The sequence below is a fragment of the Mycolicibacterium houstonense genome, assembly GCF_900078665.2.
Classification (GTDB): domain Bacteria; phylum Actinomycetota; class Actinomycetes; order Mycobacteriales; family Mycobacteriaceae; genus Mycobacterium; species Mycobacterium houstonense.
On record NZ_LT546207.1, the window covers coordinates 809,276 to 835,988 of the forward strand.

23 protein-coding genes and 1 pseudogene are annotated in these 26,713 nt (G+C 68.2%); 21 read left to right on the top strand and 3 right to left on the bottom strand.

Annotated features, from left to right (window positions below):
* Nucleotides 1-29: 29 nt before the first annotated feature.
* The 10 genes and pseudogenes from BN4332_RS04150 (at nucleotide 30) to BN4332_RS04195 (ending at nucleotide 8,040) form a co-directional block, all read left to right on the top strand.
* Nucleotides 30-1,169, top strand: a complete 1,140-nt coding sequence (locus tag BN4332_RS04150) for a histidinol-phosphate transaminase (protein ID WP_066897296.1) — start codon at nucleotides 30-32, stop codon at nucleotides 1,167-1,169.
* Nucleotides 1,166-1,774: an imidazoleglycerol-phosphate dehydratase HisB gene (gene hisB, locus BN4332_RS04155; protein ID WP_066897297.1), complete on the top strand. Its 609-nt coding sequence runs from the start codon at nucleotides 1,166-1,168 to the stop codon at nucleotides 1,772-1,774. The genes BN4332_RS04150 and hisB overlap by 4 nt, the downstream gene beginning before the upstream one ends.
* Nucleotides 1,771-2,388 carry an imidazole glycerol phosphate synthase subunit HisH gene (gene hisH, locus BN4332_RS04160; protein ID WP_066897298.1) on the top strand — a complete coding sequence of 206 codons (618 nt, stop codon included), beginning with the start codon at nucleotides 1,771-1,773 and terminating at the stop codon, nucleotides 2,386-2,388. The genes hisB and hisH overlap by 4 nt, the downstream gene beginning before the upstream one ends.
* Before the next feature lie 29 nt (nucleotides 2,389-2,417).
* Entirely contained in the window at nucleotides 2,418-3,146 is a 729-nt protein-coding gene (gene priA / locus BN4332_RS04165; protein ID WP_200820373.1) for a bifunctional 1-(5-phosphoribosyl)-5-((5-phosphoribosylamino)methylideneamino)imidazole-4-carboxamide isomerase/phosphoribosylanthranilate isomerase PriA, read from the top strand.
* The gene (locus tag BN4332_RS04170; RefSeq protein ID WP_096866826.1) at nucleotides 3,143-3,973 is read left to right on the top strand and encodes an inositol monophosphatase family protein; all 831 of its coding nucleotides are present in this window, start codon (nucleotides 3,143-3,145) and stop codon (nucleotides 3,971-3,973) included. The genes priA and BN4332_RS04170 overlap by 4 nt, the downstream gene beginning before the upstream one ends.
* Nucleotides 3,970-4,453: pseudogene (gene hisF, locus BN4332_RS04175) on the top strand (imidazole glycerol phosphate synthase subunit HisF). The gene BN4332_RS04170 and the pseudogene hisF overlap by 4 nt, the downstream one beginning before the upstream one ends.
* Nucleotides 4,453-4,800, top strand: a complete 348-nt coding sequence (gene hisI / locus BN4332_RS04180) for a phosphoribosyl-AMP cyclohydrolase (protein ID WP_066897299.1) — start codon at nucleotides 4,453-4,455, stop codon at nucleotides 4,798-4,800. The pseudogene hisF and the gene hisI overlap by 1 nt, the downstream one beginning before the upstream one ends.
* Before the next feature lie 24 nt (nucleotides 4,801-4,824).
* Entirely contained in the window at nucleotides 4,825-5,382 is a 558-nt protein-coding gene (locus tag BN4332_RS04185; RefSeq protein ID WP_066897300.1) for a hypothetical protein, read from the top strand.
* 50 nt (nucleotides 5,383-5,432) lie between these two features.
* The gene (locus BN4332_RS04190; RefSeq protein ID WP_200820258.1) at nucleotides 5,433-7,055 is read left to right on the top strand and encodes an HsdM family class I SAM-dependent methyltransferase; all 1,623 of its coding nucleotides are present in this window, start codon (nucleotides 5,433-5,435) and stop codon (nucleotides 7,053-7,055) included.
* Nucleotides 7,045-8,040 carry a hypothetical protein gene (locus tag BN4332_RS04195; protein WP_066897302.1) on the top strand — a complete coding sequence of 332 codons (996 nt, stop codon included), beginning with the start codon at nucleotides 7,045-7,047 and terminating at the stop codon, nucleotides 8,038-8,040. The genes BN4332_RS04190 and BN4332_RS04195 overlap by 11 nt, the downstream gene beginning before the upstream one ends.
* Before the next feature lie 73 nt (nucleotides 8,041-8,113).
* On the opposite strand, the gene BN4332_RS04200 is transcribed toward BN4332_RS04195, so the two are convergent.
* Complete coding sequence (locus BN4332_RS04200; protein WP_066897303.1) at nucleotides 8,114-8,911, bottom strand: ABC transporter ATP-binding protein; 798 nt, start codon at nucleotides 8,909-8,911, stop codon at nucleotides 8,114-8,116.
* Nucleotides 8,908-9,579, bottom strand: a complete 672-nt coding sequence (locus tag BN4332_RS04205) for a FadR/GntR family transcriptional regulator (protein WP_066897304.1) — start codon at nucleotides 9,577-9,579, stop codon at nucleotides 8,908-8,910. Before BN4332_RS04205 ends, BN4332_RS04200 begins: the two co-directional genes overlap by 4 nt.
* A gap of 243 nt (nucleotides 9,580-9,822) precedes the next feature.
* On the opposite strand from BN4332_RS04205, the gene BN4332_RS04210 reads away from it, so the two are divergent.
* On the top strand, nucleotides 9,823-11,481 hold the full coding sequence (locus BN4332_RS04210) for a 2-isopropylmalate synthase (RefSeq protein ID WP_066897338.1): 1,659 nt from the start codon (nucleotides 9,823-9,825) through the stop codon (nucleotides 11,479-11,481).
* On the opposite strand, the gene BN4332_RS04215 is transcribed toward BN4332_RS04210, so the two are convergent.
* Nucleotides 11,468-11,932, bottom strand: a complete 465-nt coding sequence (locus tag BN4332_RS04215; protein ID WP_066897305.1) for a peroxiredoxin — start codon at nucleotides 11,930-11,932, stop codon at nucleotides 11,468-11,470. The genes BN4332_RS04210 and BN4332_RS04215 overlap by 14 nt on opposite strands.
* A gap of 63 nt (nucleotides 11,933-11,995) precedes the next feature.
* Between BN4332_RS04215 and BN4332_RS04220 the strand changes: the two genes are divergently transcribed.
* The 10 genes from BN4332_RS04220 to BN4332_RS04265 all read left to right on the top strand — a co-directional run bounded on the left by BN4332_RS04220 (nucleotide 11,996) and on the right by BN4332_RS04265 (nucleotide 26,697).
* Nucleotides 11,996-13,555, top strand: a complete 1,560-nt coding sequence (locus tag BN4332_RS04220) for an anthranilate synthase component I (RefSeq protein WP_066897306.1) — start codon at nucleotides 11,996-11,998, stop codon at nucleotides 13,553-13,555.
* Nucleotides 13,552-14,172, top strand: a complete 621-nt coding sequence (locus BN4332_RS04225) for a TIGR02234 family membrane protein (protein WP_066897307.1) — start codon at nucleotides 13,552-13,554, stop codon at nucleotides 14,170-14,172. The genes BN4332_RS04220 and BN4332_RS04225 overlap by 4 nt, the downstream gene beginning before the upstream one ends.
* Nucleotides 14,173-14,255: 83 nt before the next feature.
* On the top strand, nucleotides 14,256-15,074 hold the full coding sequence (trpC, locus tag BN4332_RS04230; protein WP_066897308.1) for an indole-3-glycerol phosphate synthase TrpC: 819 nt from the start codon (nucleotides 14,256-14,258) through the stop codon (nucleotides 15,072-15,074).
* 36 nt (nucleotides 15,075-15,110) lie between these two features.
* Complete coding sequence (trpB, locus tag BN4332_RS04235; protein WP_066897309.1) at nucleotides 15,111-16,376, top strand: tryptophan synthase subunit beta; 1,266 nt, start codon at nucleotides 15,111-15,113, stop codon at nucleotides 16,374-16,376.
* Nucleotides 16,373-17,161 carry a tryptophan synthase subunit alpha gene (gene trpA, locus BN4332_RS04240; RefSeq protein WP_066897310.1) on the top strand — a complete coding sequence of 263 codons (789 nt, stop codon included), beginning with the start codon at nucleotides 16,373-16,375 and terminating at the stop codon, nucleotides 17,159-17,161. Before trpB ends, trpA begins: the two co-directional genes overlap by 4 nt.
* A complete protein-coding gene (gene lgt / locus BN4332_RS04245) occupies nucleotides 17,158-19,728 on the top strand; it encodes a prolipoprotein diacylglyceryl transferase (protein WP_074132962.1) in 2,571 nt (856 codons plus the stop codon). Before trpA ends, lgt begins: the two co-directional genes overlap by 4 nt.
* Before the next feature lie 27 nt (nucleotides 19,729-19,755).
* A complete protein-coding gene (locus tag BN4332_RS04250; protein ID WP_066897311.1) occupies nucleotides 19,756-20,145 on the top strand; it encodes a TM2 domain-containing protein in 390 nt (129 codons plus the stop codon).
* Nucleotides 20,135-20,551, top strand: a complete 417-nt coding sequence (locus tag BN4332_RS04255; protein ID WP_066897312.1) for a DUF2752 domain-containing protein — start codon at nucleotides 20,135-20,137, stop codon at nucleotides 20,549-20,551. The genes BN4332_RS04250 and BN4332_RS04255 overlap by 11 nt, the downstream gene beginning before the upstream one ends.
* Nucleotides 20,552-20,633: 82 nt before the next feature.
* Nucleotides 20,634-25,202 (top strand): glutamate synthase large subunit, encoded by a 4,569-nt coding sequence (gene gltB, locus BN4332_RS04260; RefSeq protein WP_066897313.1) that lies wholly within the window; start codon nucleotides 20,634-20,636, stop codon nucleotides 25,200-25,202.
* Entirely contained in the window at nucleotides 25,195-26,697 is a 1,503-nt protein-coding gene (locus BN4332_RS04265) for a glutamate synthase subunit beta (RefSeq protein ID WP_066897314.1), read from the top strand. Before gltB ends, BN4332_RS04265 begins: the two co-directional genes overlap by 8 nt.
* The last annotated feature ends 16 nt before the right edge of the window (nucleotides 26,698-26,713 follow it).

The following is a 26,713-nucleotide window of genomic DNA, read 5'->3' on the forward strand; positions in this document are numbered from 1 at the left end:
AGCGCTTGCGCGAAGAACCGAGGGCACTGATGGGCGCACGGGACGTGACGCTGGCCGATCTGCCGCTGCGCGAGAACCTGCGCGGGAAGTCGCCCTACGGGGCGCCGCAACTGGTGGTGCCGGTGCGGCTGAACACCAACGAGAACCCGCACCCGCCGACCCAGGCCCTGATCGACGATGTGGCCGCGTCGGTGCGTGACGCCGCGGCCGAACTGCACCGCTATCCGGATCGCGACGCCGTGGTGTTGCGGACCGAGCTGGCCGCGTATCTCGGCGCGGCCACCGGTGTGTCCTTGACCGTCGACAACCTTTGGGCGGCAAACGGTTCCAACGAGATTCTGCAGCAGCTGCTGCAGGCGTTCGGCGGTCCCGGACGTACCGCGATCGGCTTCGTGCCGTCGTACTCGATGCACCCCATCATCTCCGACGGGACACAGACCCAATGGTTGCAGGCCGCGCGGGCCGAGGATTTCGGGCTTGACGTGGATGTCGCCGTCGCCGCGGTTCAGGAGCGCACCCCCGATGTGGTGTTCGTCGCGAGCCCCAACAACCCGTCGGGCCAGAGCGTCTCGATCGAGGACCTTCGGCGTCTGCTGCAGGCGATGTCGGGTGGCATCCTGATCGTCGACGAGGCCTACGGCGAGTTCTCCTCACAGCCGAGCGCGGTCACCCTGATCGACGAGTTCCCGACCAAGCTGATCGTCACCCGCACGATGAGCAAGGCGTTCGCGTTCGCCGGAGGCCGGCTCGGCTATCTGGCCGCCGCCCCGGCGGTGATCGACGCCTTGCTGCTGGTGCGGCTGCCGTATCACCTGTCGGTCCTGACGCAGGCCGCGGCGTGTGCGGCACTGCGGCATGCCGACGACACCCTGGCCAGTGTCGCGACCCTGGCCGCCGAACGTGACCGGGTGAGCGCCGAACTGACCCGTCTCGGGTACCGGGTGATTCCCAGCGACGCCAACTTCGTGCTGTTCGGCGAGTTCGCCGACGCGCCCGCCACCTGGCAGCGTTACCTGGACAAGGGAATCCTGATCCGCGACGTCGGCATCCCCGGTTTCCTGCGCACCACGATCGGCCTGGCCGAGGAGAACGACGCGTTCCTGGCCGCCAGCGCAGATCTGGCCGCCACCGAACTTCAGCCCGCCAACAGCCCGGTAGGAGCATCGTGACCCGTCGCGCGAAAGTCGAACGTAAGACCAGGGAATCCGACATCGTCGTCGAGATCGACCTGGACGGCACCGGTGTCGTCGACATCGACACCGGCGTGCCGTTCTTCGACCACATGCTGACCGCGCTGGGTACCCATGCCAGCTTCGACCTCACTGTGCAGGCCAAGGGCGACATCGAGATCGAAGGCCACCACACGATCGAGGACACCGCGATCGTGCTGGGTCAGGCGCTCGGGCAGGCCCTCGGCGACAAGAAGGGCATCCGCCGGTTCGGCGATGCGTTCATCCCGATGGACGAGTCGCTGGCGCACGCCGCCGTCGATGTGTCCGGCCGGCCGTATTTCGTGCACACCGGTGAGCCCGAGTTCATGGTCGAGTTCACCATCGCCGGATCCAGCGCGCCTTACCACACGGTGATCAACCGGCACGTGTTCGAATCGCTGGCCTTCAACGCCCGCATCGCGTTGCACGTGCGCACCCTGTACGGCCGCGACCCGCACCACATCACCGAGGCGCAGTACAAGGCGGTGGCCCGCGCGCTGCGGCAGGCCGTCGAGTACGACGCCCGGGTGACCGGCGTCCCGTCGACCAAAGGCACGCTGTGACAAAGAAAGTCGTCGTTCTCGACTACGGATCGGGCAATCTACGCTCGGCCCAGCGGGCGCTGGAACGTACCGGCGCCGACGTCGAGGTCACCGCTGACCCCGGTGCCGCCGCGGCGGCCGACGGGCTGGTGGTGCCCGGTGTCGGTGCGTTCGAGGCGTGCATGACCGGGCTGCGGGCCATCGGCGGCGAGAAGATCATCGCCGACCGTGTGCAGCACGGCCGGCCGGTGTTGGGTGTGTGCGTCGGCATGCAGATCCTGTTCGCCCGCGGGGTCGAGTTCGGCGCCGAGTCCACCGGCTGTGGGCAGTGGCCCGGCTCGGTGACGCGACTGGACGCCCCGGTCATCCCGCACATGGGCTGGAACGTCGTCGACGCGGCGGCCGGCAGCACCCTGTTCAAGGGGCTCGACGCAGGCACGCGTTTCTATTTCGTGCATTCGTACGCGGCTCAGGAGTGGTCCGGTAACCCGGACGCGCTGGTGACCTGGGCGACGCACCACGTGCCGTTCATCGCCGCCGTCGAAGACGGTGCGTTGGCCGCCACGCAATTTCATCCGGAGAAGAGTGGCGACGCCGGGGCGACGCTGCTCGCGAATTGGGTTGAGGGACTGTGAGTTCGAACGATTCTGTGGCGAACAAGCCGCTGATCCTGCTGCCGGCCGTCGATGTGGTCGACGGCAAGGCCGTGCGTCTGGTGCAGGGGAAGGCCGGCAGCGAGACGGACTACGGCTCGGCGCTGGAGGCCGCGCAGGCCTGGCAGCGGGACGGCGCCGAGTGGATCCATCTGGTCGATCTGGACGCCGCGTTCGGCCGGGGTAGCAACCGTGAACTCCTTGCCGACCTGGTCGGCAAGCTCGACGTGAAAGTCGAACTGTCCGGTGGCATCCGGGACGACGACTCGCTCAAGGCGGCCATGGACACCGGCTGCGCCCGGGTGAACATCGGCACTGCGGCGCTCGAAAGCCCCGAATGGTGTCGCGGTGCGATCGCCGAGTACGGCGATCGGGTGGCCGTCGGGCTGGACGTGCAGTTCGAGAACGGCAGCTGGCGACTGCGCGGGCGCGGCTGGGAGACCGACGGCGGCGATCTGTGGCAGGTCCTGGATCGCCTTGATCGCGAAGGGTGTTCGCGGTACGTCGTCACCGACGTCACCAAGGACGGCACCCTGACCGGGCCGAACCTGGAACTGCTCGCGGCGGTCGCCGGCCGCACCGACGCCCCGGTGATCGCCTCGGGCGGGGTGTCCAGCCTCGATGATCTGCGGGCGATCGCCACCCTCACCGGCCACGGGGTGGAGGGTGCGATCGTCGGGAAAGCGCTCTACGCCGAACGATTCACCTTGCCGCAGGCGCTGGCCGCGGTCAGCGGATAGCGGGGGTGGGTGCCCTGGACCCCTCCAAGTTGGCCGCTCTGGTCGACGCGGCGACCGAGATCCTCGATGCGGCGTCGGTGCCGTTCATCGCCGGCCACCGTGCCGATTCCGCGGTGAGCAAGCAGGGCAACGACTTCGCCACCGAGGTCGATCTCGCGATCGAACGACAGGTGGTGCGGGCGCTGACGGAGGCCACCGGGATCGGGGTCCACGGCGAAGAATTCGGTGGTGAACCCATCGATTCGCCGCTGGTGTGGGTGCTCGACCCGATCGACGGCACCTTCAACTACGCGGCCGGTTCGCCGATGGCGGCCATCCTGCTCGGCCTGTTGGCCGATGGTGAGCCGGTGGCGGGCCTGACCTGGCTACCGTTCACCGGACAGCGGTACTCGGCACTGGTCGGTGGCCCGGTGCGGGACAACGGCACCGCGCTGCCGGCGCTGGGTTCGCCGACGCTCACCGATTCGATCGTCGGCATCCAAACGTTCAACGTCGACTCCCGCGGGCGGTTCCCCGGCCGGTACCGCGCCGAGGTGCTGGCCAACCTCAGCCGGGTGTGCTCGCGGGTGCGGATGCACGGCGCCACCGGTGTCGACCTGGCCTACGTGGCGGCCGGAATCCTCGGCGGGGCCATCAGTTTCGGGCACCACATCTGGGATCACGCGGCCGGAGTGGCGCTGGTCCGCGCGGCCGGGGGGATCGTGACCGACCTGGCAGGCGAGCCGTGGACGTCCACCTCCAAGTCGGCGCTCGCCGCCGCGCCCGGCGTGCACGAACGCATGCTGGAAATCGTGAAATCCGCTGGCAATCCGGAGGACTACCTGTGAGCACGATCAGTGATGTCGCGACGAGGGTCATCCCGTGCCTCGACGTCGACGCCGGCCGGGTGGTCAAGGGCGTCAACTTCGAGAACCTGCGTGACGCGGGCGATCCGGTCGAACTCGCCGCCGCCTACGACGCGGAGGGCGCCGACGAGCTGACCTTCCTCGACGTGACGGCGTCCTCGTCGGGGCGGTCCACCATGCTCGAGGTGGTCAAGCGCACCGCCGAGCAGGTGTTCATCCCCCTGACCGTCGGCGGTGGAGTCCGCTCGGTCGACGACGTCGACGTGCTGCTGCGCGCGGGCGCGGACAAGGTGTCGGTGAACACTGCCGCGATCGCCCGCCCCNGGTGCGGTGGCCGACTTCGCGCCCGCCGTGCAGGCCGGCGCCGATGCGGTCCTGGCCGCCAGCGTGTTCCACTTCCGGGAACTGACCATCGCGCAGGTGAAGGCGGCGATGGCGGCGGAAGGGATCGTGGTGCGGTAATGGCTCTCGATCCCGATATCGCCAAGCGCCTCAAGCGCAATGCCGACGGGCTGTTCAGTGCGGTGGCACAGGAGCGGTCCACCGGCCAGGTGCTGATGGTCGCCTGGATGGACGACGATGCACTGGCTCGCACGCTGGAAACCCGTGAGGCCACCTACTTTTCGCGATCCCGCGGCGAGCAGTGGGTCAAGGGCCTGACCTCTGGGCACACGCAATACGTGCACTCGGTCCGACTGGACTGCGACGGCGACACCGTGCTGCTGGAGGTCGATCAAGTCGGCGCGGCCTGCCACACCGGCGCGCACACCTGCTTCGACGCCGACGTACTTTTGCCGCCCGTCGACTGACCGGAACGGTATTACCGTGAAGCGATGGGAGATTGGTCGCAGTCACTGGTCGATGTCGAGGTGTCGGCCGGGGACGCACCGGAGCTGGGTGCCCGCCTGACCCGGTGGCTCATCGACACCGGGGTGATCAGTGCCGAGCAAACCGACTGCGTACTCGGGTCGCCACTTGGTCACCCGCCCGGACCGAACTACGGCCGTGCCGTCGGCGGCACCGATCCGGCGCCGGTGCTGTGGACCAATGGGGCTGCAATCAGCGTCGGCCGGGTGGTGTCGTACAGCTACGAGCCGGAAGTCCTGATCTGCCGGCTCTGTCAGCACCGGGAGCTACTGGTTCCGAATGACGAGCAGCGGGAGGCGGCATTCGCTGCCATCGGTGATTGGGCCGATGGTGGTGCCGGGGCGATGCCGTGCCCGTCTTGTGGTGCCGTCAACGACCTCAACGGGTGGGATTGGAAGCCGGCCTGGGGCTTCGGCCTGCTGACCATGGAGGTCTGGAATTGGCATCCGTTGGCGCCTGAGTTCATCGCCGAGATCAGCCGATTTCTCGGGCATCGCGTCGTCTACACCAGCTTCAAACTCTGAGCGGGCGTTGCGGTCATCGACTTGTCGGTGCGGTATCGCACAATAACGGGGTGACCGAGTCCGCCGCCGCCCGCAAAGCGCGCGGTGCGTTCTTCACGCCGACGCCCATCACCGAGTATCTCGCGCAGTGGGCGGTGCGCTCGGCTGACGAGCGAATATTGGAGCCCTCCGCCGGTGACGCGGCTTTTCTCATCGCCGCCACCCACCGGCTACAGCGGCTGGGCGCCGGCGAACCCGCGCTGCACGGCGTCGAGATCCACCGGTCCAGTGCCGCCACCGCGCGCCGCCGGGTCGCTGAGGCCGGGGGGCGGGCACACATCCGCACCGCGGATTTTTTCGCCATCGAGCCGCGGGGCGAATACACCGCGGTGATCGGCAACCCGCCCTACATCCGGTACCAGGAATTCCGGGGCGCCACCCGGGCGCAGTCCCGCCGGGCCGCGCTCAAGGCCGGGGTCACCCTGTCCGGGCTGGCCTCCAGCTGGGCGGCGTTCACGGTGCACGCCGCCCTGTTCCTCAAGCCGGGCGGCCGGTTGGCCTTGGTGCTTCCCGCCGAGCTGCTCAGCGTCAACTACGCGGCGGCGGTGCGGAAGTTCTTGTTCGACCGGTTCACCAGTGTCGAGCTGGTGATGTTCGACGAGCAGGTGTTCCCCGAGGCCGAGGCCGACGTCGTGCTGCTGCTGGCCGACGGGTACGGGGGCGGGCCGTGTGGCCACGCGGTCATCCATCGCGCCCGTAATGCGGACTCACTGACAACCGAACTGGCGCAGCGTCGTTGGTCCCCGCGTGATCCCGCCGACAAGTGGGTCAGCGGCCTGATCGGCAATGCGCCGGTCGATGCGCTCCACTGCCTGCACACCGACGGCACGTTCACGCTGCTGGAGACATGGGGCGACACCACCCTGGGCATGGTGACCGGCAACAACGGTTTCTTCGCGCTGTCCCCGGACCGGGTGCGGGAACTGGGCCTGCGGCGCACCGACCTGTTGCCGTTGTCGCCGCCCGGTAGTGCGCACCTGCGCGGCCTGACGTTGACTGCAGAACAGTTGGCCCGGCTGGGGGAGGATGGGCGCTCCGTCCATCTGTTCCGGCCGACCGGGCAACTTTCGGCCGCCGCACAGCGCTACATCGACGCCGGGCACGCCGCCGGCGTGCATCTGGCCTACAAGTGCCGGGTGCGCCGGCCCTGGTATCAGGTACCGCTGGTGAATCCGGCTGACCTGCTGCTGACGTGTATGAATGCCGACACTCCGCGGCTGATCACCAACCGGGCCAAGGCGCATCACCTCAACTCGGTGCACGGCGTGTACCTGCGCGACGAGATACGGGCGTTGGGCCGTGACCTGTTGGGCCTGGCCGCGCTGAACTCGGTAACGGTGCTGCACGCCGAGATCGTCGGCCGCTCCTACGGCGGCGGCATCCTCAAAATCGAACCGCGCGAGGCCGACCGGTGGTTGGTTCCATCGCCCGACCTGGTGACGGCCCGAGCCGACGAGCTGCGGGCGGTGCGCCGGCGTGTCGGTGCGCTGTTGGACCGCGGCAGCCTGCTCGAGGCCACACACCTCGTCGACGACGCCTTGGGGCTGGCGGCCCGCAACATCCTGGAACCCGTTCGGACGGCACGCGATTCATTGGCCACGCGCCGGACGGTAAGGTCTCGGCGTGCCCACTGAACCGTCGACCAAGGCCACCGCGTGGGCGATCTTCGACCGGATCGTGGCGGACGCGGCGCCCGGCGGCGTGCACACCAACCCCTGGGTCCGCACCGCGGGGGAGCTGAGCTTCGTGCCCGATTTCCGGGTGCTGCGCAGGCTGCTCGGGGTGCCGCTATATCTCGATGCGCCATCCACCACCGGAGTTCCGGCGCTGGCCCTGGATGTGTGGCTGTCCTACGAGCTGCGGCGGGCCGGCTTCCACCCGGACGCGGTGTGGCCACGGCCCACCGACCCGCGCATCATGCCGAGTGCCATCGCCAATCTGCTCGACGCGCTGCCGCAGAAAGAACGCCAGCTCATCGAGCAACGGCTCAAGCGGTCGATGAAAGGCGTTGCCGGGTCGAGTGCCAGCGTGCTGGGCAAGCACTACATGAAGCAGGTCGACGTGGTGATGTCGGACTGGGACACCGGCCCCGAACTGCTGATCAGCACCAAACGCATGGATTCCAGCTTCGGCAAGAACGCCGCCAACCGGGTCGAGGAAAGCTACGGCGACGCCAAGAACCTTCGGCTGCGCCACCCGCTGTCGGCGCTCGGCTTCGTCTACGGCCTGCGCTCGACGATCCTGCACACCGAACCGGACAAGGCCGAGTGGCTCATCGACCTGCTGGGCAAGCTCGGCACCGAGGACGACGCCTACCACGCTGTCGCACTGGTGATGATCGACTACGACTCAGAGGTGAGCGAGACCGCTGACGAGGAAGTCGACAGCATCGAGAAGGCCGAGCCCGACGCCCTGTTCGAGATCGTCGACGTCGCCACGGCCGCCGTCGACGAGGCGCTGGCCGCCCTGCCCGACATCGCCATCCGGCACGACACGGTGCCGCCCGAGCTGCAACCGTCCCGGTTCCTGGCCACCATGGTGTCGCGTGTCATCGACACCACACCGGTGACCCGGCACCGCGAGGCGCGCCGGCGTCGCAACACCGCTGCCGAGGCGTGACGGAATCACCGAGATCAACACAGAGGTCGTAAATGCTTGCCGCACACGACCTTTTCGTCGCACTCGGGGGGAACTAGAGCACCCGCGAACTGGCCTTGGCGCGGGCGCTCCATCTGCCGTCGTGGTAGCCGACCGTCACCGGATGGGCAAACGCCGTTGTGACGTTGTCGGTGTTGACGACATCGTGGGCGGAGCCGCAGGCAACCGTCTGACCGTGCGCGATCAACAGGGCATGCGTGGTGGACGTCGGCAGCTCCTCCAGGTGGTGGGTGACCAGGATCGAGGCCATGTCCGGATGCGAGTCATCCAGGGTGTCAAGGGTTTCCAGCAACTGCTCGCGGGCGGCGACATCGAGGCCCGTGGTGGGCTCGTCGAGCAGCAGCAGCTGCGGGTCGGAGATCAGCGCGCGGGCGATCAAGGTCCGCCCGCGCTCGCCCTGCGACAGCGTCGGCCAGATCGCGTCGGCACGGGCCGACAGGCCCACGGTGTCGATCAGATCGTCGGCGCGGCGCACCTGCTCGGCGGTGGGCGTCCAGTGCGCGGCGATGTCGATGGTGGCGGTGATGCCGGTCAGCACCACCTCGCGCACGGTCAGCGGATACTGCAGCCGGTGCCGAGGATTGACATGGCCGATCGACCGGCGCAGCACGGCCAGGTCGGTGCGGCCCATCTGGTTGCCGAGCACGTGGACGGTGCCCGTCGTCGGAAAGGTCACGGCGGCACAGAATCCCAGCAGCGTGCTCTTGCCGGCGCCGTTGGGGCCGAGCAGCGCCCAGTGCTCACCGGACTGCACGGTCAGCGAGATGCCGTCGATGATCTGTTTGCCCTCGCGGCGGAAGGTCACATCGGCGATGTCGAGGACCGGGGTCATGCGAAAGACTCCTTCAGTGAGCTCAAATGGGTTCTGCTGGCCGCCGCTGCGGCCTCGGGATCACGGGCGACGATCGCGTCGGCCAACTGTTGGTGCAGCGCATGGTCACACGGCTCGGACGCGATCGGCCGGATCTTGAGCATGTCGATCATGGCGAGCCGAAGGCGGGGCAGGAAGGCGTCGAACAGCTGGAGCAGCACCTCGTTGTGGGCCGCGGCGATCACCGTGCGGTGAAACGCCATGTCCGCATCCACATGATCGGGTACCGACTGTCCCATCACGCCGCGCGCGGTCAGGGTGCGGCGGATCGCGCGCAGGTCGGCCGGGGTGCGCCGGGTGGCGGCCAGGGCGGCGGCCTCGGCCTCGATGGCGATGCGGGCCTCGATCACCGACACGATGGTGGCGCGCCGCAGCACGGTGTCCCAGTCCTCGGCGGCGTCGAGCGCGGTGACGAAGACCCCGGCGCCCTGGCGACTCTCCAGTACACCCTTGCCGGACAGCTCACGGATGGCTTCGCGCAGGGTGGAGCGGCCCACGCCGAGCTGTGCGGCCAGTGTGGTCTCGCCGGGAAGTCGGTGGCCCAGGGCCCATTCGCCCTGGCGGATGCGCGTCAGCAGAAGTTGGGCCGTCTGGGCGGCCAGCGGGTGACGCTGAACTTGGGAGGTCATCGCAACCTGTCTACTTGTCTGAGGAGTTGTGTATAGTCTAGCCATCATGACGCGCGTCCTGCTCCTTAGCCGCCGCGGCGGGGCCTGAATCGACCGGCCCCCTGCCGTGGGGCTCTGTCGCGCCGGTCGAACTTCAATCCGACCGAAAGCGTCCCCATGAATTCTGTTTTTCCCACCATCAGCACCCCGGCCGGCGAGATCCCGGCCAACGCGCCGGCGTGGAACCGGCAGCGGCAGTCGCAGATGCCGTCGCATCGCTACGCCAGTGTCTTCGATCGCGTCGAAGTGCCTCTGGTCCAACGAGATTGGCCGAACGCCCGGATCGTCACCGCGCCATTGTGGGTGCCGGTCGATCTTCGTGACGGGAATCAGGCGCTGGCCGAGCCGATGGACCCCTCCCGCAAGCGCCGCTTCTTCGAGCTGCTGGTGGCCATGGGCTACAAGGAGATCGAGGTCGGATATCCGTCCGCGTCGCAGACGGACTTCGACTTCGTCCGCCTGCTGGCCGAATCCGACATCGCGCCTCCGGATGTCACTATCGTGGTATTCGTCCCGGCGCGCCGCGACCTGATCGAGCGGACCGTGGATTCGGTCCGCGGCATCGACAACGATGTCGTCATCCACATGTACACCGCCACCGCGCCGACCTGGCGTGACGTGGTGCTGGGCAAGGCTAGAGGCGAGCTGAGCCAGCTCATCTATGCCGGCGTCCGCGACGTCCTGGAACTCACCGAGGGCATGCCGAACGTGCGGTTCGAATTCTCGCCGGAGGTGTTCAACCTCACCGAACCCGATTACGTGTTGGAGCTGTGCGACGCGGTGACCGGGCTGTGGCAGGCCACGCCGGACCGCCCGGTCATTCTGAACCTGCCCGCCACCGTCGAGGTCGCCACCCCGAACGTCTACGCCGATCAGATCGAGTACATGCACCGCAACCTGTCCAGTCGCAACAGCGTGATCCTCTCGGTGCACCCGCACAACGACCGGGGGACCGGCATCGCCTGCGCCGAGCTCGCGGTGCTGGCCGGCGCGCAGCGGGTGGAGGGCTGCGTCTTCGGCAATGGCGAACGCACCGGCAACGTCGACATCGCCACGCTCGCGCTGAATCTGCATGCGCAGGGCGTGGATCCGATGATCGACTTCTCCGATGTCGACGAGATTGCCCGGACGGTCAGCTACTGCACGCGCATGCCGATCCACGAACGCCATCCCTACGTCGGCGACCTCGTGCACACGGCGTTCTCCGGAACCCATCAGGACGCGATCAAGAAGGGATTCGTCGAACATCGTGAACGTGCCGCCGCGACCGGTCGGCCGGAGAATGAAATCGATTGGCGGGTGCCGTATCTGCCGATCGACCCGGCCGACATCGGCCGCACCTACGACGCGGTGATCCGGGTGAACTCCCAGTCCGGCAAGGGCGGCATCGCCTATCTGCTGGCCACCGACAACGGGCTGGACCTGCCCCGCCGGCTGCAGATCGACTTCGCCCGTCACGTCCAGGCCCACACCGACGAGAGCGGTGCGGAGATCACCGCCGCCGAACTGTTCGAGCTGTTCGAGGCGACCTATCTGAATTCCTCGGGTCCGGTGCAGATCAAGGACTGGCACACCGGCGGTGACGGCGCGGCAGCCGTCACCGACCTCACGTTGGTGTACGACGGCCGTACCGTCGCCAGCAGCCATCGGGGGATCGGACCGGTGGACGCGCTGCGGGCAGCACTGGCGGAGATCGGCCATCCGGTCGAGGTGCTGAGCCTGACCCAGCAATCGATCGGCAGCACCGCCGTCAGCTACCTGGAGTACCGGTCGGGCGGTCGCACCGGTTGGGCATGCGGCCGCAGCGATTCGGTGCTCGCGGCGTCGATGGCGGCGGTACTGCGAGCGGTCAACGCGCCTTGAGCACTTCCAGCGCCTTGTCGGCGTGGGTGTCCATGCTGATCTCGCTGGAGATGACCTCGAGGACGGTGCGGTCAGTGTCGATGACGAACGTGGTCCGCTTGACGGGCATCAGCTTGCCGAGCAGGCCACGTTTCACCCCGAACTGGGCGGCCACCTTGCCCTCGGCGTCCGACAGCAGCGGGTAGTCGAAGCTCTGGATGTCGGCGAACTTGGCCTGCTTGGCGACCGGGTCGGTGCTGATGCCGACCCGGGTCGCGCCGGCCGCGGCGAATTCGGCGGCCAGATCTCGGAAGTGACAGGCTTCCTTGGTGCATCCCGGGGTCATCGCCGCCGGGTAGAAGAACAGGACCACCGGGCCGTCGGCGAGCAGGCTCGTCAGGCTGCGCATCGCGCCGGTTTGATCCGGGAGTTCGAACTCGGGAACGGTGTCACCCGTCCTGATCTGTGTCATGGCTGCCCACGCTACGCCGTCTGCCTGCCGGGACCGTGGCGCCTGTCTGGGAGAATTGAATCCGTGCAATCCACAGCCACCCACGCCTCCGGATCGCCGCGCGCCGGTTCATCGCTTGCGGTCACCACGTCGCGCGAGGATTTCCGCGCGCTGGCCGCCGAGCACCGCGTGGTCCCGGTGACCCGCAAGGTGCTGGCCGACAGTGAGACGCCGCTGTCGGCCTACCGCAAGCTCGCCGCCAATCGTCCCGGCACGTTCCTGCTGGAATCGGCCGAGAACGGCCGGTCGTGGTCGCGCTGGTCATTCATCGGCGCCGGCGCCCCCTCGGCGCTGACCATCCGGGACGACGAGGCGGTGTGGCTGGGCACCGCGCCCAAGGACGCCCCCAGTGGCGGGGATCCGCTGCAAGCCCTGCGCACCACGTTGGACCTGCTGCAGACCGAGGCCATGCCGGACCTGCCGCCGTTGTCCTCCGGGTTGGTGGGCTACTTCGCCTACGACATGGTGCGCCGGTTGGAGCGGCTGCCCGAGCTCGCCGTGGATGATCTGGGGCTGCCCGACATGGTGTTGCTGCTGGCCACCGACATCGCCGCCGTCGACCATCACGAGGGCACCATCACCCTGATCGCCAACGCGGTGAACTGGAACGGCACCGACGAGCGGGTGGACGAGGCCTACGACGATGCGGTCGCCCGGCTGGATGTGATGACCGCCGCGCTGGGCCAGCCGCTGCCGTCGACCGTGGCGACGTTCAGCCGGCCCCAGCCCGAGCACCGGGCACAGCGCACGGTGGAGGAGTACACCGCGATCGTCGAGAAGCTGGTCGGTGACATCGAGGCCGGTGAAGCCTTTCAGGTGGTGCCTTCGCAACGCTTCGAGATGGACACCGCCGCCGACCCGCTGGATGTCTACCGGATGCTGCGGGTGACCAACCCGAGCCCGTACATGTACCTGCTCAACGTGCCCGACGCCGACGGCGGCCTGGATTTCTCGGTCGTCGGCTCCAGCCCCGAGGCGCTGGTCACGGTCAAAGACGGTCGGGCCACCACCCACCCGATCGCCGGCACCCGGTGGCGCGGTGCCACCGAGGAAGAAGACGTGCTGCTTGAGAAGGAACTGCTGGCCGACGACAAGGAACGGGCCGAGCACCTGATGCTGGTCGACCTGGGCCGCAACGATCTCGGCCGGGTGTGCCGCCCGGGCACCGTCCGCGTCGAGGACTACAGCCACATCGAGCGCTACAGCCACGTCATGCACCTGGTGTCGACGGTGACCGGCGAGCTGGCCGACGGTAAGACCGCGCTGGACGCGGTGACGGCGTGCTTCCCGGCGGGCACCCTGTCCGGAGCCCCCAAGGTGCGGGCCATGGAGCTGATCGAAGAGGTCGAGAAGACCCGCAGAGGCCTCTACGGCGGCGTGCTGGGGTATCTCGACTTCGCCGGCAATGCCGACTTCGCGATCGCCATCCGCACCGCACTGATGCGCAACGGCACCGCATACGTGCAGGCCGGCGGGGGAGTGGTGGCCGATTCCAACGGGCCCTACGAGTACAACGAGTCGGCGAACAAGGCCAAGGCCGTGCTGAATGCCATCGCCGCCGCTGACACATTGGCCGAGCCGTGACCCGGATCGCGCAGGCCTTGTTCGTCGTGGCCGCCGTGGTGCTGTGGGTGGCATCGCGGATGACGTGGGTCTCGGTGACGTCGTTCGACGGGCTCGGCCAGCCCAAGACCACGGCGGTGACGGGCGCCACCTGGTCGACAGCATTGATCCCGCTGGCGTTGCTGGTGCTGGCGGCCGCGGTCGCGGCGCTGGCCGTGCACGGCTGGGCGCTGCGGTTGCTGGCGCTGTTGATCGCCGCCGCCAGTGCCGGCATGGGGTACCTGGGAATCAGCCTGTGGGCGGTCAAGGATGTCGCACAGCGGGCCGCTGACCTGGCAGTCATTCCGCTGTCGCAACTGACCGCGACCGGGGGCGGAACCAGCCGGTCTTACGGTGGCGCAGTGCTGACGTTGGTAGCGGCGGTGTGCGCGCTGGTCGGTGCGGTGCTGCTGATGCGTACGGCCAACAGTCCGAAACGCGGCATTGCCGGCCGGTATGCCGCACCCGCGGCGCGCCGCGAGGCGGCCAGGAGCGACCGCGGCGATGAGCCGATGTCGGAGCGAATGCTCTGGGATGCGCTGGACGAAGGTCACGATCCGACCGGCGACGACGGTGATCCAGACAATAAGGGCCGGTGAATGGTGACGGTGTGGCGGCGGCTACCCTTCCAGGGAGGGCAACCGGGATCGGCCCGGAGGCACCAGAAAGGAACCGACGGGCGATGAGTTCGGCCACAGTGCTCGACTCCATTATCGAGGGAGTCCGCGCCGACGTTGCCGCCCGCGAGGCCGTGATCAGCCTGGCTGACATCAAGGCGCGGGCCCAGGATGCACCACCTCCGCTCAACGTGATGGCTGCGTTGCAGGAACCGGGAATCGCCGTGATCGCCGAGGTGAAGCGCGCCAGCCCGTCTCGTGGCGAGCTGGCCAACATCGCCGATCCGGCGGAGCTGGCCAAGGCCTACCAGGCCGGCGGCGCGCGGGTGATCAGCGTGCTCACCGAGCAGCGAAGGTTCAACGGCTCGCTGGCGGACCTGGACGCGGTGCGGGCCGCGGTGTCAATTCCGGTGCTGCGCAAGGACTTCATCGTCAAGCCGTACCAGATCCATGAGGCCAGGGCGCATGGCGCCGACATGCTTCTGTTGATCGTGGCGGCGTTGGAACAGCCGGTGCTCGAATCGCTGCTGGAGCGCACGGAATCCCTCGGGATGACCGCCCTGGTGGAGGTTCACACCGAAGAGGAGGCGGACCGGGCGCTGCAGGCCGGCGCCAAGGTCATCGGGGTCAACGCCCGCGATCTCAAGACGCTGGACGTCGACCGCGACTGCTTCGGCCGGATCGCGCCGGGGCTGCCCAGCAACGTCATCCGCGTCGCGGAGTCCGGGGTCCGCGGTACCGCCGATCTTCTCGCCTACGCCGGCGCCGGTGCCGACGCGGTGCTGGTCGGTGAGGGCCTGGTGACCAGCGGGGATCCCCGCAGCGCGGTCGCCGATCTGGTAACCGCCGGCACGCACCCGTCCTGCCCGAAACCGGCTCGCTGAACCAGGCATGAGCTGCTCGCACGAAAAGACACTTTGATGGCGGATCTCACGGGGCCCGAGTTGCCCCGGTCCAGCGCAGGCGTCGCCGAACGCACCGTGCACGATCCCGACGCCCGGGGGCACTTCGGCTCCTACGGCGGCCGATTGGTGCCGGAAGCGCTGATGGCGGTGATCGAAGAGGTCACCGCCTCGTACGAGAAGGCCCGCGGAGATCAAGCCTTCCTCGATGAGCTCGACCGGCTGCAGCGGCACTACAGCGGCCGGCCGTCGCCGCTGTACGAGGCCACCCGGTTGTCCGAGCACGCCGGCGGGGCACGCATCTTCCTCAAGCGAGAAGACCTGAACCACACCGGTTCTCACAAGATCAACAACGTGCTGGGGCAGGCGCTGCTGGCGCGTCAGATGGGCAAGACCCGAGTCATCGCCGAAACCGGCGCCGGTCAGCACGGCGTGGCCACGGCGACCGCATGCGCGCTGCTCGGGTTGGAATGCGTCATCTACATGGGCGCGGTCGACACCGCCCGGCAGGCGCTCAATGTCGCGCGGATGCGCCTGCTCGGCGCCACCGTCGTCTCGGTGGAAGCCGGCTCCAAGACCCTCAAAGACGCGATCAACGAGGCGTTCCGGGACTGGGTCACCAACGCCGACAACACCTACTACTGCTTCGGCACGGCCGCGGGCCCGCATCCGTTCCCGCTCATGGTGCGTGATTTCCAGCGCATCATCGGTATGGAGGCCAGGGCCCAGATCCTCGATCAGGCCGGCCGGCTGCCCGACGCGGTCACCGCGTGTGTGGGCGGCGGATCGAACGCCATCGGCGTCTTCCACGCCTTCATCGATGATCCGGCAGTGCGTCTGGTCGGCTTCGAGGCCGCCGGCGACGGTGTGGAAACCGGGCGTCACGCCGCGACGTTCACCGGGGGCTCCCCGGGCGCGTTCCAGGGATCGTTCTCCTACCTGTTGCAGGACGAGGACGGCCAGACGATCGAATCGCATTCCATCTCGGCCGGCCTGGACTATCCCGGTGTCGGGCCAGAACACGCTTTCCTCAAGGACATCGGTCGCGCGGAGTACCGCCCGGTCACCGATACCGAGGCGATGGACGCGTTTTCGTTGTTGTGCCGCAGCGAGGGCATCATCCCGGCCATCGAGTCGGCGCACGCGGTGGCCGGCGCCCTCAAACTCGGCCCGGAACTCGGCAGCGGAGCGATCATCGTGGTGAACTTGTCCGGGCGTGGTGACAAAGACGTCGAGACCGCGGCCAAGTGGTTCGGATTGCTCGACGAGGGGAGCGTGGGATGAGCCGGCTGGCCGAGCTGTTCGACGGCTGCCGTGCCGAGGGTCGTGCCGCACTGATCGGCTACCTGCCCACCGGGTTCCCCGATGTGCAGACGTCCATCGCAGCGATGACCGCGATGGTCGAATCCGGTTGCGATCTGGTGGAAGTCGGCGTGCCCTACTCGGATCCGGGCATGGACGGACCCACCATCGCCGCCGCCACCGAGACCGCCCTCGCCGGCGGCGTTCGCGTGCGTGACACCCTGGCCGCGGTCGAGGCGATCAGTAACGCCGGTGGTCGTGCCGTGGTGATGACGTACTGGAACCCGGTGCTGCGCAAGGGTGTTGACGCGTTCGCGCGTGACCTGGCCTCCGCCGGTGGTTATGGGTTGATCACCCCCGACCTGATCCCCGAGGAAGCCGACGACTGGATCGCGGCCTCGGAAGCACACAATCTCGACCGGATCTTCCTGGTTGCCCCGTCCTCGACGCCGGAGCGACTCGCCAACACGGTGAACGCCTCGCGCGGCTTCGTCTACGCCGCGTCGACCATGGGCGTGACCGGGGCGCGGGATGTGGTCTCGAACGCGGCACCAGAGTTGGTGCAGCGCATCAAGGAAGTGTCCGACATCCCCGTCGGAGTCGGCCTCGGCGTCCGCTCGGGCGAGCAGGCGGCCGAGATCGGCGCATACGCCGACGGCGTCATCGTGGGGTCGGCACTCGTGTCGGCCCTGCAGGAGGGGCTGGACGCGGTGCGTCGGCTCACCGAAGAACTGGCCAGCGGAGTGAGGCAGAGGATTTCAGCTTGACCACTACGGTGCTCGCGTACTTGCCCAGCCCGTCTCAGGGTGTCTGGCATCTGGGCCCGGTGCCGATCCGCGCGTACGCGCTCTGCATCATCGTGGGCATCGTCGCGGCGCTGATCATCGGTGACCGGCGTTGGCAGGCGCGCGGCGGGCAGGCCGGCGTCATCTACGACATCGCCTTGTGGGCAGTGCCTTTCGGCCTGGTCGGCGGACGGCTGTACCACGTCCTGACGGACTGGCCCAAGTACTTCGGTCCGGGCGGCAAGGGCCTCGGCGCCGCATTTCAGGTCTGGGAGGGCGGTCTCGGGATCTGGGGCGCCGTCGCGCTGGGTGGGGTCGGCGCATGGATCGGCTGCCGGTCCCGGGGTATCCCGCTGCCGGCCTTCGGCGATGCGATCGCCCCGGGCATCATCCTGGCCCAGGCCATCGGCCGGCTCGGCAACTACTTCAACCAAGAGCTGTACGGCGGTGACACCACGCTGCCGTGGGGCCTGGAGATCTACCAACGACTCAACGCCGCCGGGCAGGTGGACTATCTCAACGGGGTGTCCACCGGTGAGGTCCTGCGGGTCGTTCACCCCACGTTTCTCTATGAATTGCTGTGGAACCTCCTGGTTTTCGCGCTCCTGATCTGGGCCGACCGCAGGTTCAAACTGGGTCATGGACGGCTGTTCGCGCTCTACGTGGCCGGCTACTGCGCGGGCCGGTTCCTGGTCGAGCTGATGCGCACCGACCCGGCGACCGAATTCGCCGGTATCCGGGTGAACACCTTCACCTCGACGTTCGTGTTCATCGGCGCTGTTGTCTACATCATGCTGGCGACCAAGGGCCGGGAAGACCCGGCCTCCTTGGCGGGCAAGAGCGATCAGGAAGAACTCGAGGACGAGTCGGCGGTCGACGAGCTCGGCAAGGAACTGGTCGCCGCGGCGGCCACGACCGGTGTGGTCGCAGCGGCGACGGTGGCCGGACGAGATGACGATGACGAGAACGCCGAGGATGCCGACCACATGCATCCGGACGAGGTCGGTGCCGGCGAAGATGACGGAGCCGAGGCCGCTGCCGCCATCGAGCTGAAGGCAATCCCGGCTGAACCCGACGAGGCCGAACCCGACGAGGCCGAGGAAGGCGGGGAGGGGACGGCCGCCGAAGAGGTCGGCGAGGTCGAGGCTGTGACGGAACCCGATTCTGAGGAATCGGAGGAGGAATCGGCCGACGAGGCATCCGCCGATGAGGTCATCGAGGCTGGGGCCGTCGCAGAGACCGAAGCTGAGGAATCCGTCGCAGAGACCGAAGCTGACGAATCCGAGGCAAAGCCGGCGGACGAAGACGTCGATGCTGAGGCCGCCGAGGAAGCAACCGACGAGGCTGCGGCCGAGGACGAGTCCGGCGAGACCGAGGCAGAAACCGAATCGGCGGTAGCCGACGAGGACGTCGAGCCGGAGGCCGACGAATCCGAAGCCGAGGTCGAGTCGGCCGACGAAGAGGAAGCCGTCGAAGACGAGGGCGCAGTGGACGCCGAATTCGCCGAAGCTGGGGCGGCTGTCGAAGAGGTCGCCGCGGATGAGGATGACGACACGGCGGCTGCCGACGAGCCCACCGATCACGACGCATCGGACCAAGAGGCCGCTGAGGAAGCTGAGGTCGAGCCCGAGCCGGAAGCTGAAGCCGAGGTAGCGGAAGCGGATGCGCAGCCGGCCGACGACGATGCCGAGCCGGAGACAGTCGATGCTGCCGCGGATGCCGATGCCGATGCCGCGGTCGCGGTTGGCGACGAGGACGAGGCGGAGGACACCTCAACCGAGGCCGTTGCGGACGACGAGTCAGCCGAGGCCGAGGTCGAGGATGCCGAATCGGCCGACGCGAGCGACGCCGTGGATACCGATGCCGACTCCACCACGCCGGTGGACGAGCCGGTAGCCGAGGTCGACGAGGAAGCCGAAGCAGAGTTGGCCGCCGATGCCGCCGCTGCCGCTGAGGCCGAGGAACACGACAGCGAGACCGCCGAGCTGTCTGACACCGAAGAAGACTCCGAGCCGGCTGAATCCGATGCCGAGGCGGTCGACGAACCGGTTGTCGAGGACGAGGCCGAGCAGGATGCGGAAAAGGAAACCGCCGTTGAGGATGCGGAGCCGGCGAAGGAAGTAGACGTCGACGAATCCGACGCCGAGAATGCCTCCGAAGCCGAAGCCGAAGCCGAAGCCGAAGCCGAAGCCGAAGCCGAAGCCGAAGCCGAAGCCGAAGCCGAAGCCGAAGCCGAAGCCGAAGCCGAAGCCGAAGCCGAAGCCGAAGCCGGCGATGCCGCTGAGGGCGATGAGGAATCCGAGCCGGAAGCCGAGTCCACCGGGGATTCGGACGCCGAGGAGGACGCCGAGCCGGCCACCGAGGACACCGAAGGTGACGCTGAGCCGGCCACCGAGGACGTCGAAGCTGACGCTGAACCGGTGGCCGCGGAAGCGGACGAGGTTGAGGCGAACTCGGCGGCCGCCGATGAATCGGCAGCTGCCGCCGGGCAGCCCGAGCCGGCCCAGAGCGGCGGCCGGGTGCGCCGGTGGTTCCGCCGCAACCGATAGGCACCGGCGCTCTGGCATCCTGGCTGTATGACTGATCCGTCGCAGTCCGGAAGTCCCTCGGGCGACCCGCAGCCGGCGAGTTTTCCGCCGCCGGCCGGCTACCCGCCACCGCCCCCCGGCTATCCGCCGTATTACGTGGATCCGAGCGCGCCGTATGGCCGGCATCCGGCCACCGGTGAGCCGTACTCGGACAAATCCAAGGTGGTGGCCGGCCTGCTGCAACTGGTCGGTCTGTTCGGCTTCGTCGGCATCGGGCGCATTTACCTCGGCGAGACCGCATTCGGTATCGCTCAGCTGGTGGTCGGCCTGGTCACCTGCGGTATCGGTGCGGTGATCTGGGGTGTCATCGATGCGGTCCTGATCCTCACCGACAAGGTCCGCGACCAGTACGGGCGTCCGCTGCGCGATGGAACCTAGCAGTCCCACCAGCACGAGGCCGCAGCGGTACGCACTGCTGGCTGGGGGCGTGCTCGGCGCCGGCACACTGACCTACATCGGCGTCGCCGATCCGCATCGCCCGGGTTTTCTGTTCCCACCGTGCCCGTTCAAGGTATTGACCGGGTGGGACTGCCCGGCCTGCGGTGGACTGCGGATGACCCACGATGTGCTGCACGGCGATCTGGGCGCGGCGGTCGTCGACAACGTATTCGCCCTGGTCGGGCTCCCCGTGCTGGCGCTCTGGCTGCTGGTGCGGTGGCGTCTGGGCCAGCGGCTGTTCCCACTGCCCGCCGTGGTGGCGATCGTGATCGCGGTGGTGCTCTGGACGGTGGTGCGCAACGTGCCCGGCTTCCCGTTGGTACCCATCACAAGCGCCCAGGAGTAGCCCACCTGCGCTGATACACTGAAAATTCGGGCCGGTGCAGTCCCGGGACCAGGATGTTCCGGACTTGCGGAGGTGCGATCACGTGCTGTTCTCGGCATTGCCAGATGCGCAGGGGCTGTATGACCCCGCCAATGAGGCCGATTCCTGCGGCGTCGCCATGATCACCGACATTCAGGGACGGCGGTCCCACGGCATCGTTGCCGATGGTCTGACCGCCCTGGAACACCTCGAACACCGAGGGGCCGCCGGGGCCGAACCAAACAGCGGCGACGGCGCGGGCATCCTGCTGCAACTTCCCGTCGAGCTGCTGCGCGAGGTGGTCGACTTCGCCCTGCCGGAACCCGCCGCCGACGGCACCAACACCTTCGCCGCCGGGATCTGCTTCCTGCCGCAGGATGAGGACGCGCGCAGTGCCGCTCGCGCCCGAATCGAGGCGTTGGCCGGGGAGGAAGGCCTGGAGGTGCTGGGCTGGCGACCGGTGCCGGTGGATCCGGCCGGCGCGGGCATCGGTCTGACCGCGCTGGGCTGTATGCCACACATGGCGCAGCTGTTCGTCGCGGCACCGGAGGCCGACGGCATCCGGCTCGGCGGCATCGAACTCGATCGCCTGGTCTACCCGCTGCGCAAACGGGCCGAGCAGGGCGTGGGGCCAGACGCGGTGTACTTCTCCTCGTTGTCCAGCCGGACCATCGTCTACAAGGGCATGCTGACGACAATGCAGCTGCCGCAGTACTTTCCGGATCTGCGGGACGAGCGCTGCAGGAGCGCGATCGCGATCGTGCACAGTCGCTTCTCCACCAACACGTTCCCGTCCTGGCCGCTGGCGCACCCGTTCCGCTTCGTCGCCCACAACGGCGAGATCAACACCGTGCGCGGCAACCGCAACCGGATGCACGCCCGGGAGGCCCTGCTGGCCAGTGCCCATATCCCGGGTGACCTGAGCCGGTTGTCACCGATCTGCACTCCCGGCGCCTCCGACTCGGCCTCGTTCGACGAGGTGCTCGAACTCCTGCACCTCGGTGGACGCAGCCTGCCGCACGCGGTGCTGATGATGATCCCCGAGGCGTGGGAGAACGCCACCACCATGGATGCCGCCGAGCGGGCGTTCTGGAAGTTCCACGCCTCGCTGATGGAACCGTGGGACGGACCGGCGTGCGTGACCTTCACCGACGGCACCGTGGTGGGTGCGGTGCTGGACCGCAACGGGTTACGGCCGGGCCGCTGGTGGCGGACGGTCGACGACCGCGTCATCCTGGCCAGTGAGAGCGGTGTGCTCGATGTGCCGTCGGGGGAGGTCGTCGCCAAAGGCCGTCTGCAGCCCGGGAAGATGTTCCTGGTCGATACCGCGGCCGGGCGCATCGTCAGTGATGACGAGATCAAGGCGCAGCTGGCCGCGGCCGAACCGTATGCCGAGTGGCTGCATTCGGGCCTGCTGGACCTCAACACGCTGCCCGAGCGGTCCAGGATCCACCCGAACCACGAATCGGTGGTCCGCCGGCAGATCGCCTTCGGCTACACCGAAGAGGAACTGCGAATCCTGCTGACGCCGATGGCGGCCTCCGGTGGCGAGCCGCTCGGTTCGATGGGAACCGATACACCCGTCGCGGTCCTGTCGAAGCGGTCACGACTGTTGTACGACTACTTCGTCGAGCTGTTCGCGCAGGTGACCAACCCGCCGTTGGACGCCATCCGCGAAGAGGTGGTCACCTCGATGGCCCGCGTCATGGGGCCCGAGGAGAATCTGCTCGAACCCACGGCCGCCTCCTGCCGCCAGATCGTGCTGCGCTGGCCGGTTCTCGACAACGACGAGTTGGGCAAGATCGTCCATATCAACGACGACGGTGAGCATCCGGGTCTGCGCACTGCGGTACTGCGGGCGCTCTACGACGTCGAACGCGGTGGGGAAGGGCTGGCCGAAGCGCTCGATGACCTCCGGGCGCGGGCCACCGACGCCATCGCCAAAGGCGCTCGCACGCTGGTAATCTCGGATCGCGACTCGGATCACACGCGGGCTCCTGTCCCGTCGCTGCTGGCGGTGTCGGCCGTGCACCATCATCTGGTGCGCACCAAAGAGCGCACCAAGGTGGCGTTGGTGGTGGAAAGCGGCGACGCCCGCGAGGTGCATCACATCGCGATGCTGATCGGATTCGGTGCCGCCGCGGTCAATCCCTATCTGGCCTTCGAGTCGATCGAGGATCTGATCCGCGAGGGCGAGCTCACCGGCATCGAAACCGCCACCGCGGTCCGCAACTACGTCAAGGCGCTGGGCAAGGGCGTGGTCAAGGTGATGAGCAAGATGGGCATCTCCACGGTCGCGTCCTACACGGCGGCACAGGTTTTCGAGGCGATCGGGCTCAGCCGCGAGGTCGTCGACGAATACTTCACCGGCACCACCAGCCAACTCGGCGGCGTCGGGTTGGACGTGCTGGCCGAGGAGGTCAAGCTGCGGCACCGGCGTGCCTACCCGGAGAATCCCACCGAGCGGGTGCACCGCCGGCTGGAGGTCGGGGGTGAGTATGCGTTCCGCCGTGAGGGTGAACTGCACCTGTTCACCCCGGAAGTGGTGTTCCTGCTCCAGCATTCGACGCGGACCGGCCGCCGCGACATCTTCGCCAAGTACTCGGAGGAGGTCGACCGGCTGTCGCGTGAAGGCGGGACGCTGCGCGGGCTGTTCGAGTTCAAGAAGGGATTGCGTCCCCCGGTGCCGCTCGACGAGGTCGAGCCGGTCGAGGCGATCGTGACCCGGTTCAACACCGGGGCGATGAGTTACGGGTCCATCTCGGCCGAGGCCCACGAGACCATGGCGATCGCGATGAACAACCTCGGTGGGCGGTCCAACAGTGGGGAAGGTGGCGAGGAGGTCGACCGGCTCTACGATCCGCGCCGGCGCAGCGCCGTCAAGCAGGTGGCCTCGGGACGCTTCGGCGTCACCAGCGACTACCTGGTGAACGCGACCGACATCCAGATCAAGATGGCCCAGGGCGCCAAACCCGGTGAAGGGGGCCAACTTCCGGGCTACAAGGTGTATCCGAGTATCGCCAAGACCAGGCACTCCACACCGGGCGTGGGATTGATCTCGCCGCCCCCGCACCACGACATCTACTCGATCGAGGATCTCGCGCAGCTCATCCACGATCTGAAGAACGCCAACGATCAAGCGCGGATTCACGTGAAGCTGGTCAGTAGCGTCGGCGTCGGCACGGTCGCGGCCGGGGTGTCCAAGGCGCACGCCGACGTGGTGCTGATCTCCGGGTACGACGGCGGCACCGGCGCGGCGCCGCTGACCTCGCTCAAGCACGCCGGGGCGCCGTGGGAGATCGGCCTGGCCGACACCCAGCAGACCTTGGTGCTCAACGGGCTGCGCGACCGCATCACCGTGCAGTGCGACGGCGGGATGCGCAGCGCCCGTGACGTGGTGGTGGCGGCGCTGCTCGGAGCAGAGGAGTTCGGTTTCGCGACGGCCCCGCTGGTGGTGTCGGGCTGCATCATGATGCGGGTCTGCCATCTCGACACCTGCCCGGTCGGCGTGGCCACCCAGAACCCCGAGCTGCGGGCCCGGTTCAACGGCAAGCCCGAATTCGTGGAGAACTTCTTCACGTTCATCGCCGAGGACATCCGTCGCTATCTCGCCGAGCTGGGGTTCCGCAGCATCGACGAGGCGGTCGGGCATGCCGAGGTGCTCGACACGGATCCCGGTGTGGCGCACTGGAAGAGCCGTGGGCTGGACCTCAGCCCGATCTTCGCGCTGCCCACCGATGCCGACGGCAACACGCTGCCGCAGCGGCGGCGGGTGCGCGACCAGGACCACGGACTCGACCAGGCCCTGGACCGCACCATGATCCAACTCGCCGAGGGAGCGTTGGAGGACGCCCTCCCGGTTCGCCTCGAGCTTCCCGTCCGCAACGTCAACCGCACGGTGGGAACGTTGCTGGGGGCCGAGGTGACCCGCCGCTACGGCGCGGCCGGGTTGCCCGACAACACCATCCACGTCACCTTGACCGGCTCGGCCGGGCAGTCGATCGGCGCGTTCCTGCCGCCGGGGATCACGCTGGAACTGATCGGCGACGCCAACGACTATGTGGGCAAAGGTCTTTCCGGCGGCCGGGTGATCGTGCGGCCGCCCGACGATGTGTTGTTCCTGCCGGAGGACAACGTCATCGCCGGCAACACCCTGCTCTACGGCGCGACCTCGGGCGAGGTCTACCTGCGGGGTCGTGTCGGTGAGCGGTTCTGCGCCCGCAACTCGGGGGCACTGGCCGTGGTGGAGGGGGTCGGCGACCATGCGTGTGAGTACATGACCGGTGGCCGGGTGGTGATCCTCGGCAAGACCGGACGCAACCTGGCCGCCGGCATGTCCGGTGGCATCGCCTATGTGCTGGGCCTGGATCCGGCCAGGGTCAACGCCGAGATGGTCGAGCTCCAGCGCCTGGAAGCCGAGGACCTGGCCTGGCTGCACGATGTGGTGGCCCGGCACGCGCGCCATACCGACAGCACCCTGGCCGCCTCGATCCTGGCTGACTGGCCAAGGCGCAGCACGCAATTCACCAAAGTAATGCCCACCGACTACCAGCGTGTGCTGCAGGCGACCCGGATGGCCAAGGCCGAGGGACGAGATGTGGACAGCGCGATCATGGAGGCCAGCCGTGGCTGATCCGACCGGTTTTCTTCGTGTGCCCAAGATCGAGGCGGCCAAGCGGCCTGTCGAGGAACGGGTGGGGGACTGGCGCGAGGTGTACGAGCGCGAGGATCCCCAGGAGCGGGCCGGCGAGGTGTCGCAGCAGGCCCGTCGCTGCATGGATTGCGGGATCCCGTTCTGTCACTCCGGCAAGGCGGGCTGTCCGTTGGGCAACCTGATCCCCGAGTGGAACGATCTCGTCCGGCGTGGTCGCTGGGATGCGGCCAGTGACCGGCTGCACGCCACCAACAACTTCCCGGAGTTCACCGGCCGGCTGTGCCCGGCACCGTGTGAGGCGGCCTGTGTGCTGTCCATCGCCGAGGAACAGACCGGTGGCAGCGTGACGATCAAGCGGATCGAGCAGACGATCGCGGACCGCGCCTGGATGAACGGCACGGTCGAACCGCAGCCGGCGGCGATCTCGACGGGTAAGAGCGTGGCCGTGGTCGGTTCTGGCCCGGCGGGTCTGGCTGCCGCACAACAACTCACCCGGGCCGGGCATGAGGTGACGGTTTACGAGCGTGACGACCGCGTCGGCGGGCTGCTGCGCTACGGCATTCCCGAATACAAGCTGGAGAAGTCGGTGCTCAATCAGCGGCTGGCCCAGATGCGGGCGGAGGGCACCCGGTTCGTCACCGAATGCGAGGTGGGGGTCGATCTGACCGTCGAGCAGCTGCGTCAGCGCCACCAGGCGGTGGTGCTCGCCGTCGGGGCGCTGCGTGGCCGCGACAACGACGTCCCCGGCCGCGAGCTCGACGGCGTGCACCTGGCCATGGAACACCTGGTGCCGGCCAACCGGGAGTGCGAAGGCGATGCGTCCTCGCCCATCTCGGCCGCGGGCAAGCACGTGGTGATCATCGGGGGCGGTGACACTGGCGCCGACTGCCTGGGCACCGCGCACCGTCAGGGCGCGGCGTCGGTGACACAGCTCGACTACAACACCGAGCCGCCCGAGACCCGCGACGAGACGGTGTCGCCGTGGCCGACGTGGCCGCTGGTGCTGCGGACGTCGCCGGCTCATGCCGAGGGCGGTGCCCGCCGCTTCGAGGTCGCGGTGCAGCGGTTCATCGGCGACGACACCGGTCATGTGCGGGCGATCGAGATCGCCGAGGTCCGGGTGACCCGCGACGCCGAGGGGCGACGGGAGATCACGCCGGTCGGCGAGTCGCTGCAGATCCCCTGCGACCTGGCGCTGCTGGCCATCGGCTTCGAGGGCGTCGAGCACATGCCGCTGCTCGACGGGTTGCACCTGAACCTCACCCGCCGCGGCACCCTGTCGTGTGGTTCGGACTGGCAGACCGACGCGCCCGGAGTGTTCGTCTGCGGGGACGCCCACCGCGGTGCCTCGCTCGTGGTGTGGGCGATCGCGGAGGGTCGCAGCGCCGCACATGCGGTGGATGCCTACCTGATGGGCGAGTCGGATCTGCCCTCGCCCGTGCGCCCCGGAACCCTGCCGCTGGCCGTCATCTGAATCGATTAACGACTAT

Excerpts from the sequence above, each read along its gene's own strand:
- BN4332_RS04150 (WP_066897296.1), top strand. The coding sequence starts at position 30 with ATGGGCGCACGGGACGTGACGCTGGCCGATCTGCCGCTGCGCGAGAAC.
- hisI (WP_066897299.1), top strand. The coding sequence starts at position 4,453 with ATGGCTCTCGATCCCGATATCGCCAAGCGCCTCAAGCGCAATGCCGAC.
- BN4332_RS04185 (WP_066897300.1), top strand. The coding sequence starts at position 4,825 with ATGGGAGATTGGTCGCAGTCACTGGTCGATGTCGAGGTGTCGGCCGGG.
- BN4332_RS04200 (WP_066897303.1), bottom strand. The coding sequence starts at position 8,911 with ATGACCCCGGTCCTCGACATCGCCGATGTGACCTTCCGCCGCGAGGGC.
- BN4332_RS04205 (WP_066897304.1), bottom strand. The coding sequence starts at position 9,579 with ATGACCTCCCAAGTTCAGCGTCACCCGCTGGCCGCCCAGACGGCCCAA.
- BN4332_RS04210 (WP_066897338.1), top strand. The coding sequence starts at position 9,823 with ATGCCGTCGCATCGCTACGCCAGTGTCTTCGATCGCGTCGAAGTGCCT.
- BN4332_RS04215 (WP_066897305.1), bottom strand. The coding sequence starts at position 11,932 with ATGACACAGATCAGGACGGGTGACACCGTTCCCGAGTTCGAACTCCCG.
- trpC (WP_066897308.1), top strand. The coding sequence starts at position 14,256 with ATGAGTTCGGCCACAGTGCTCGACTCCATTATCGAGGGAGTCCGCGCC.
- trpB (WP_066897309.1), top strand. The coding sequence starts at position 15,111 with ATGGCGGATCTCACGGGGCCCGAGTTGCCCCGGTCCAGCGCAGGCGTC.
- trpA (WP_066897310.1), top strand. The coding sequence starts at position 16,373 with ATGAGCCGGCTGGCCGAGCTGTTCGACGGCTGCCGTGCCGAGGGTCGT.
- BN4332_RS04250 (WP_066897311.1), top strand. The coding sequence starts at position 19,756 with ATGACTGATCCGTCGCAGTCCGGAAGTCCCTCGGGCGACCCGCAGCCG.
- BN4332_RS04255 (WP_066897312.1), top strand. The coding sequence starts at position 20,135 with ATGGAACCTAGCAGTCCCACCAGCACGAGGCCGCAGCGGTACGCACTG.